The sequence below is a fragment of the Thermovirga sp. genome (genome assembly GCA_012523215.1).
Taxonomy (GTDB): domain Bacteria; phylum Synergistota; class Synergistia; order Synergistales; family Thermovirgaceae; genus 58-81.
In genome coordinates this window covers 1-7,505 of record JAAYIZ010000057.1, presented here as the reverse complement: position 1 = coordinate 7,505, position 7,505 = coordinate 1, and the positions used below count along the sequence as shown (strand labels likewise).

Genomic DNA, 7,505 nt, shown 5'->3' with positions numbered 1-7,505 from the left:
GCAGGACACCGTTGGTCCCCAGACCTACACGCCGGGAGAAAAGATCCCCGCGGAGCTCGAAGCGCTGATGGTAAAATAACAAGTGAGATTAAAAGGGGCCCCGGCACGAGCCGGGGCCCCTTTTTCAGAGGATCAGTCGACCCCGATCATCACGTTGGAAACCTTGATCACGGCGTAGACTTCCTTCCCCGGCTTGAGGCCCAATTTTTCCGCGGATTCCCTGGAGATCATGGAGACCACCTCGCCGCCGCCGGGAAGTTCCACGATGACCTCGGTGTTCACCGCGCCGGTCTTGACTTCTCACAGCGTTGTCCCGGCAACAAGAAATTTTCGGTTGTCGGTCTCATTTTAGGCTCTTCGGTATCGTGAACTTGTATATGCCCCCCTTGGGAAGCAGGCAAGGTCCACAGCCATTGTCACGCGGCTTCAAGCCTTTTTGATCAAAAAACGCTCACGAAACGTACCTTTGACATTGGAAATAACCTGGAATAAACTAATGAGTACATCAAAGATGTATTCATCAGTTTGCAGGAGGCCCAAGACGTGAAAGACAATGCGGAAGAAAGAGCTTACCGATCGATTATTGGCCTCATCCTCTCCGGAAAGTACAGGCCTGGGGATTTTCTCCTTGAGGTTGATCTTGCCTCCCAGATGGGTGTGAGCCGAACCCCGGTAAGCAGGGCTCTGGCAAGACTTGTGACTGAAGGTTTCCTGAACAAACTGCCCAAGAAAGGGTGTTATATACCGCTTCCCACGCCTGAAGACGCCGCACAGGTTTTTTCCGCCAGGGAGGCTGTCGAAGGGATGGCCGCTGCCGAGGCGGCCGTCAACGCCACCGATGAAGAAATCGAAGGGTTGAGCGAATTCATAAGGACCGATGAAAACGCTGTAAGGGAGAAGGAAAAGGAGATCTTCGCCCAAAACAACGAATTTTTTCATACCGGCATAGCCCGGGCATCGAGGAACGTATACTTAGAGAAGTGGTGTAAGAACATTTTCTGGCGTTCCAATATCTACATATTTTATTTCGACAGTTTTTACAAAACCCAGGAAAAAAACGCAATAGAGCAGCTCACCCCTATCCAGCATAAGGCTATCCTCGAGGCGATTAAGGCCAGGGACTCGAGACTGGCAGAACAGAAAATGAGGGAGCACATATCCAGAACATACAATTTTCTTTTGATGGGTTGATCCGCCCCCGAGGGGAGGTAATCCATGGTCATCGGCCTTGACAAATAGAGTAGAGGGAGGAAAATATCAAAATGATGGGATGAAGTGATTGGCTGCATCCCGGTGTTGCGTCGGAATCATGTTCAAGATGGAGCACATATTTTTTTATTCCCATGAAATGGATATATTGAAGCATTTATTATAAAATCCATCAGGAGGCTTTGGCATGGGGAAAACAGTGGTCCAGTTGGGATATGGGATGCAGGGAAGAGCTTCACTTTTTGATCTTTTACAGAGTGAACAGGTGGACAGTGTAATCGTCGCCAGCCGCTCCCCGGACCTTTTTGAAGAGATATCTAGGCTGCGTTCGAAGAAGGTGACCGCCGTCACCCTTGACGCATCCGACCCCGCCGCGGTCAAAGAACTTATAGACAAGGCCGATGTGGTAGTGGAACTCCTTCCGGGGTTCTTAGCCTTTCAGACCGCGAAAGCTGCCGTCGAGACCGGGGTGAGCCTCGTGTCATCGATGTACCTCACCAACCCCGGTGAGCAGGACCCCAGGAAAATTGAAGCCCAACGGAAGGAACTTGAAGCCTTGGACAAGATGGCCCGGGAAAAGGGCATCACCATACTCCAGGAGTTTGGGATGGACCCCGGGATAGACCTTGTTCTTGGCAACAGGGCATTAAAAGAGCTCGACGAAATCCTCGCTTTTCACTCCTATGGTGCTGGTTTTCCCGAACTGGAATCGGCTGACAACCCGCTTCGCTATAAATTCACTTGGTCGATCATCGGCGTTATGCGCTCTTACCTCCGACCCGCTAAGATTCTAGACAACGGAAGGGTCCTTGAGATCCCCGCCGATGAGATGTTCTCCTCAAAGAACACACACATCCTGGATCTCCCCGAGATGGGAGGGCCCCTGGAATGCTTCCCTAACGGCGATTCAGAGTATTTTGCCAGGGCATTTGGACTCGAGGGCCAGGTACTTTCCATGGGGCGTTATATTTGCCGATGGCCTGGCCACGGGGCCTTCTGGGAGACGATGGCCAAGAGCGGATTCCTGGGTGAAGAACCTATCAGGTTCGGCGAGAAGGAAGTCAGCCCCGTTGAGTTTTGTGCCGGCCTCCTGGGCTCACAGGAGCAATTCTTTTACAAGGATGATGAAAGGGATGTGGCACTGATAAGGTCCGATGTACGAGGCCTTAAGGCCGGAAAGAAGATAAGGGTAGTCTGGCAGATAACGGATAAAAGGGATCTTCAAACAGGATTTACGGCCATGCAGAGGACCGTCGGTTTCCCGGTGTCGATAGGTGCCCAGATGATCCTAGATGGTAGGCTGTCCCGAAAGGGGGTCGTAGATCCCACGGAAGTGCCCTTTGATCTCTTCATGGAAGAACTGCAGAAACGCGGCCTTGTGGCCAACCGTTTGGAAGAGGAGTGGAAGGGGGCTTTCAACCCATGATGCTTGACTTCGTCAAGGGACACATGGGCGGCAACACCATTACAATCATTGACGGGAGACAACTTCCCGCGGGAAGAGAACTGGAGGTCTCCCTTGCCGTATTGGATGACTGTTACCTCTGCTCCCACGAAGCGGGAATTCTTTACCCCGGGGAGGATGGGTGCGACCTGGTCCTTCGTATCGTAGGCCGGGCCTCGAGGAAATTCATATCGGCCTGCGGGGGGCTTACGCAAGTTTTGGGGAAGGTGCTGGTTTGCACTGCTTGGGCCAAAAAATTCGGGCTAAACCTGGGCCACGAAAGAACCCTGTTGCTGGGGACCCCGGCGGGTATTACCCCTATCCACATCGCTGGTGAGGGTAACACCTCCTCCACGGAGACTGACATGACTCAGTTCCTGGGGGAAATTTATCAACAAGGGATCGAACCCATGGTCCTCGACGGGATCAGGGCTTGGAGGATCGGCAAGTTCCTGGTCGTACACGCCGACGAACTTCGGAAGGCCCTTCCCGGCTCAGAGGTGGAGAACCTGGATGAGGTCGCAAGGCATAAGATAGTGACCATGCAGGAAGAGTTTTTTACGCTATCTCCCTGGGCCGGCTTTGACCTTGCCCTTTACGATGATCATCCAGCGAGGGAGGGAAATGATCTGCGGGTTATATTCCCCCATTCGATTCCGAGGAATTTGATCGAGCCGTCCTGCGGCACCGGCTCTATAGCGGTTTGTGTTGCGGCTCTTGAGGACGGTTTGTTTAAGGATAAGGGATCGGTCGATGGGGATGCTGCCCATTCTTTCTATCTGGAATCCGGGGGTGGGTACGACCTCGGCGGCCCGGATGTGACCCGAGTGACCCTCGTCTCGGGGAAGAACAACAGGATGGAGAAGGCCTTTTTCTCACACAGCAACGTGGAAGTGACCTGCGAAGGCAGGGCTTCCTTGCCGTAACCGGCACGGGGGAGCCGGTAAACCCGATGAAAGGAGGAGAAGGAATACCCAAAGGCAGATTTACCTGGTTCAAGTTTCAAAGATGAGACCATTCCTTGACGGAAAGGAGAATGGAAGATGGAAGGTGTAGCAACCAGAGGCATTCTTTCACTGGTCCCCGTCGTTGTTGCCTTGTTCCTTGCTTTCAGGACGAAGGACGCCGTGTTCTCCCTGGTCATAGGTTGTCTTTTGGGCGTTCTCCTCGCTGGCTTCGACCCCGCCACGGGGCTATCCAAACTCTTTCAGAGCGCTCTTGGTAACGCCGATTTCATATGGGTGATGATGATAGAGGTAGCTATCGGGGTAATGATTGCCTTTTACCTTAGATCAGGCGTTATTGAAGGTTTCGCCGAATGGGCATCGACGAAGATCCGCTCCAGAAGAGCGGCTTCCGGGTTTGGCTGGCTTTTGGGCATCTTCATTTTCTTCAGCGACTACTTCAGCCCCCTCTTCAGTGGTCCCATCGCCCGCCCACTGACGGACAAGTACAAGGTATCAAGGGAGATGCTTGCATACCTACTGGACTCGGGAAGCGCACCGGTGTGCACCCTCGTGCCTATATCCGGATGGGCCGTGTATATCGCGGGACTCCTGAAAGGTTATGGGCCTATCGTAACAGCTGACGAAGGCATGTCGGTCTTCATTAAAGCCATCCCCTACAACTTTTATGGGTGGTTCGCCGTGATCCTGGCTGGGCTTTTCGCGTTCCAGATCATCCCCAACTTCGGGCCGATGAAAAAGGCTGAACTACGCGCGATGAACGAAGGGAAAGTGATCCGTGACGGGGCGACACCCCTCACTGGAGAGGAGATGGACCTCATTAAACCCATCCCGGGGAAAAGGGTAAACCTCCTCGTCTACCTTGTCGTACCTGTCTTGATAGTGATCAGCATTGCTCTTGGCACTTTCCTTATCCTGGGCAGTACCAAGATACTGGAGGCCTTCTTCGCTGGGGTGATGTACCAGGCCGTGATCATGAGTTTCGGCGGTTACTTCAAGGGTGTCAAAGACGGAATGGACGTCGCCGTAAACGGGATAAAGGCCGTCCTACCGGCGATCATGATTCTTGCCCTCGCCTATTGCATTAACGACATCTCCAAGACACTGGGAGCACAACAGTTTATCATCTCCGTCACCCAGGGTTGGATGACCGCCGGTATGCTCCCGGTGGTTACCTTCCTGACCGGTGCCTTGATCTCCTTCTTCACAGGCACTTCTTGGGGAACCTACGCGATTCTCACGCCCTTCGTGCTTCCCCTGGCCCTGAACCTTTCAGGAGGAGCCATCAACAGCGTAGTCCTTGCCACGGTCGGAGCCATCGTGGGTGGGGGTTGCCTCGGGGACCATAGTTCGCCGGTCTCCGACACGACCTGCCTTTCATCCTTCGGGGCGGCTTCGGACCATATGGACCACGTTATGACCCAGTTGCCCTACGCTTTGACAGCCGCGGGGCTCGCCGTTGTAATGTTCCTAGTGATCGGTTTCATGGGCTAGATTTGGGACTGGAGAAACGTAACGGATGGATCGGCGGTCCACGGCTACGGAGGACCGCCGATCCTCTTGATCATGGAAAATTATTTTAACTTTAAGGGATTGAGACGATGGTAAAAGCAGGCGCACCTCCCAAAGTTGGGATTCTCTGCTGGGAAGAAGGGCATGTCCCAAGGGGGCTTGCCCAACTCGAGTCATTGAAGGGGAACAGCACCAATCCTGATACCTACGATTTCCCGGTCCGATTCTGCCGGGTGAAGGGGGCCAATATTCAGACTATTCTTGAAAGCCCTGATCGAAAGGTTCTCCAGGAGATGATCAGGGAAGCCCGCTTAATGGTATCCGATGGTGTGCGGGCCATCACCACCAGTTGTGGCTTCAACGCTATCTTCCAGAAGGAACTGGCTTCGTCCCTGGACGTGCCGGTATTCACCTCGAGCCTCCTGCTGGTACCCTTGGTCCATGCGATGTTGGGGCCGAAAGCCGAGATAGGCGTCATTACCGCCAAAAAAGCTGCGCTAAGAAAGGAGCACCTTGAGGCGGTCGGCATCCATGAAGAGATACCCCTGAGGCTCTTCGGACTTGAGGAATGCCCCGAATGGGGTAAAATCTTCACCGATCCCGATGAGGATATCAGCCTTGAGACCGTTGAAACCGAAGTGACTGGAACAGCCAGGGAGGCTATCCGCCAATACCCCGGCATCAGGACTTTCGTGCTGGAGTGCACCGACCTGCCCCCCTTCTCGGAATCGATACGAAAAACGACAAATTTGCCTGTTTTCGATTTCATTGGCCTTGTGGAGATGGTAGCCAGATCCCTTTGATGGGGCGGTTCTACGGGTATATTTTTTGGCGAAGGAGTGCTTCCAAATGAAAAAAATTTTGGTACTTGGCTCCGGCAGGGTTTCCAGACCCTGCGTTAATTACCTGGGGAAGTTGGAGGGAGCGGTCGTCCACGTGGCGGCTTCCTCGGAGAAAAACCTTGGTAGAACCGTCGCGGGTATACCTGGAGCAAAGACCCATGTCTTCGACGCGGAGAGTCACAGTGGAAAACTAATCGATGAGGTAAACCCCGACATTGTGGTCAACCTTCTCCCACCGGCTTTCATGGTCCCCATAGCGAAAGAGTGCCTGAAGAAAAAGATCCCCCTTGTCCATGCCTCCTACCTTGACCAGGAGATGAGGGGCCTTTCGAAGGATGTCGAAGCGGCGGGAATCCCTTTCATCACGGAAATGGGTCTCGACCCCGGAATCGATCACATGTCGGCGGCCAGGACGATAGACAGGATCCGCAAAGAAGGCGGAGAAGTGGAATCCTTCCGCTCGATCTGCGGAGCCCTTCCCTCGGCCGACGCGAATACCAACCCTTGGGGCTATAAACTCTCCTGGGCCCCGGCGAGCCTTATAGGCGCAAGCAAGAGGGACGCTCGGGCCATGCTTGACGGCAAAATCTTCGAATGGCCTGGCGGAAAGACCTACGAACATGTTTACCTCGAGGAAGTGCAAGGTCTGGGATGGTTCGAAATTTACGCCAACGCGGATTCCCTGCCTTACCTTGATATTTATGGAATTCCCGAAGCAAGGAGTATCTACCGCGGAACAATCCGATACCCGGGCTGGTGCGAGACCATCTGCAAGATGAATGCCCTGGGACTCTTCGAGGAGAATGTAATGGACATGAAGGGGAAGACTTTGAAGTCCTTCATGGCTGAAAGGGCAAGCCTTGAACGGGGAACCGACTTGGTATCGGGTCTTTGCGAGTTTCTCCGGTTGGAGCCCTATTCGACGGTAATGCTTCGATTCGACTGGCTTGGCCTCCTGGAGGACAGACCGATACCCTTTGCCAAGGGAAGCCCAAGAGACGTGGTTTCCTTCCTTTTCGCCGAAAAACTAGTTTTCAGCAAGGACGAAAAGGACCTGGTAATTCTGCAGGACGAGTTTGTCGCTGCTTACAAGGGAGAGGGCAGGAAGAAGGTTTTCCGTTCCACTCTCATTGATAGGGGCGTTCCTGGTGGGGATAGCTCCATAGCGAAGACGACAGGGCTGCCGCCAGCGATCGCCGCCAGGCTTATCCTCGAAGGCAAAATTCAAACGCCTGGGGTCCATATCCCGGTCCTACCCGAGATCTGGGGCCCTGTCCTGGAAGAACTGGAGAGGCTGGGCATCTCCCTGAAGGAGACGATAACCCAGATCTGATCGAAGGGAGGCCCCTCTTTTACCCGTGCTGAAACGGACTGGGAGCGGAATGCACCGAACAAGAAGCGCGCCTTGGAGCTGGTGGAACTCATTCTCGCCAAGGACGGCGGTCTGAAGATCCTCGAGGAGATGGGGCAGGACACCGTTGGTCCCCAGACCTACACGCCGGGAGAAAAGATCCCCGCGGAGCTCGAAGCGCT

Annotated in this window: 7 protein-coding genes; 6 read left to right on the top strand and 1 reads right to left on the bottom strand. The window is 53.9% G+C overall.

The features are described 5' to 3' along the window. Window positions 1–132 precede the first annotated feature (132 nt). On the bottom strand, window positions 133–282 hold the full coding sequence (locus tag GX108_01890; GenBank protein NLO55797.1) for a TOBE domain-containing protein: 150 nt from the start codon (window positions 280–282) through the stop codon (window positions 133–135). Between the two features lie 261 nt (window positions 283–543). Here GX108_01890 and GX108_01885 point away from each other — a divergent pair, with 261 nt between their 5' ends. The 6 genes from GX108_01885 to GX108_01860 all read left to right on the top strand — a co-directional run bounded on the left by GX108_01885 (window position 544) and on the right by GX108_01860 (window position 7,305). After that, the gene (locus GX108_01885; GenBank protein ID NLO55796.1) at window positions 544–1,191 is read left to right on the top strand and encodes a GntR family transcriptional regulator; all 648 of its coding nucleotides are present in this window, start codon (window positions 544–546) and stop codon (window positions 1,189–1,191) included. A 205-nt stretch (window positions 1,192–1,396) separates the two neighbouring features. Continuing rightward, window positions 1,397–2,635, top strand: coding sequence for a saccharopine dehydrogenase (locus tag GX108_01880; protein NLO55795.1), 1,239 nt, complete (start codon window positions 1,397–1,399; stop codon window positions 2,633–2,635). Next, a complete protein-coding gene (locus GX108_01875) occupies window positions 2,632–3,579 on the top strand; it encodes a hypothetical protein (protein NLO55794.1) in 948 nt (315 codons plus the stop codon). The genes GX108_01880 and GX108_01875 overlap by 4 nt, the downstream gene beginning before the upstream one ends. Window positions 3,580–3,696: 117 nt before the next feature. Continuing rightward, window positions 3,697–5,112, top strand: a complete 1,416-nt coding sequence (locus tag GX108_01870; protein ID NLO55793.1) for a transporter — start codon at window positions 3,697–3,699, stop codon at window positions 5,110–5,112. Between the two features lie 107 nt (window positions 5,113–5,219). Continuing rightward, window positions 5,220–5,933, top strand: coding sequence for an aspartate/glutamate racemase family protein (locus tag GX108_01865; GenBank protein ID NLO55792.1), 714 nt, complete (start codon window positions 5,220–5,222; stop codon window positions 5,931–5,933). Window positions 5,934–5,979: 46 nt separating this feature from the next. Beyond that, the gene (locus tag GX108_01860; GenBank protein NLO55791.1) at window positions 5,980–7,305 is read left to right on the top strand and encodes a saccharopine dehydrogenase; all 1,326 of its coding nucleotides are present in this window, start codon (window positions 5,980–5,982) and stop codon (window positions 7,303–7,305) included. Window positions 7,306–7,505: the final 200 nt, after the last annotated feature.

Coding starts and splice junctions, on each gene's coding strand:
- GX108_01875 (NLO55794.1), top strand. CDS start 2,632: ATGATGCTTGACTTCGTCAAGGGACACATGGGCGGCAACACCATTACA.
- GX108_01865 (NLO55792.1), top strand. CDS start 5,220: ATGGTAAAAGCAGGCGCACCTCCCAAAGTTGGGATTCTCTGCTGGGAA.
- GX108_01880 (NLO55795.1), top strand. CDS start 1,397: ATGGGGAAAACAGTGGTCCAGTTGGGATATGGGATGCAGGGAAGAGCT.
- GX108_01870 (NLO55793.1), top strand. CDS start 3,697: ATGGAAGGTGTAGCAACCAGAGGCATTCTTTCACTGGTCCCCGTCGTT.
- GX108_01860 (NLO55791.1), top strand. CDS start 5,980: ATGAAAAAAATTTTGGTACTTGGCTCCGGCAGGGTTTCCAGACCCTGC.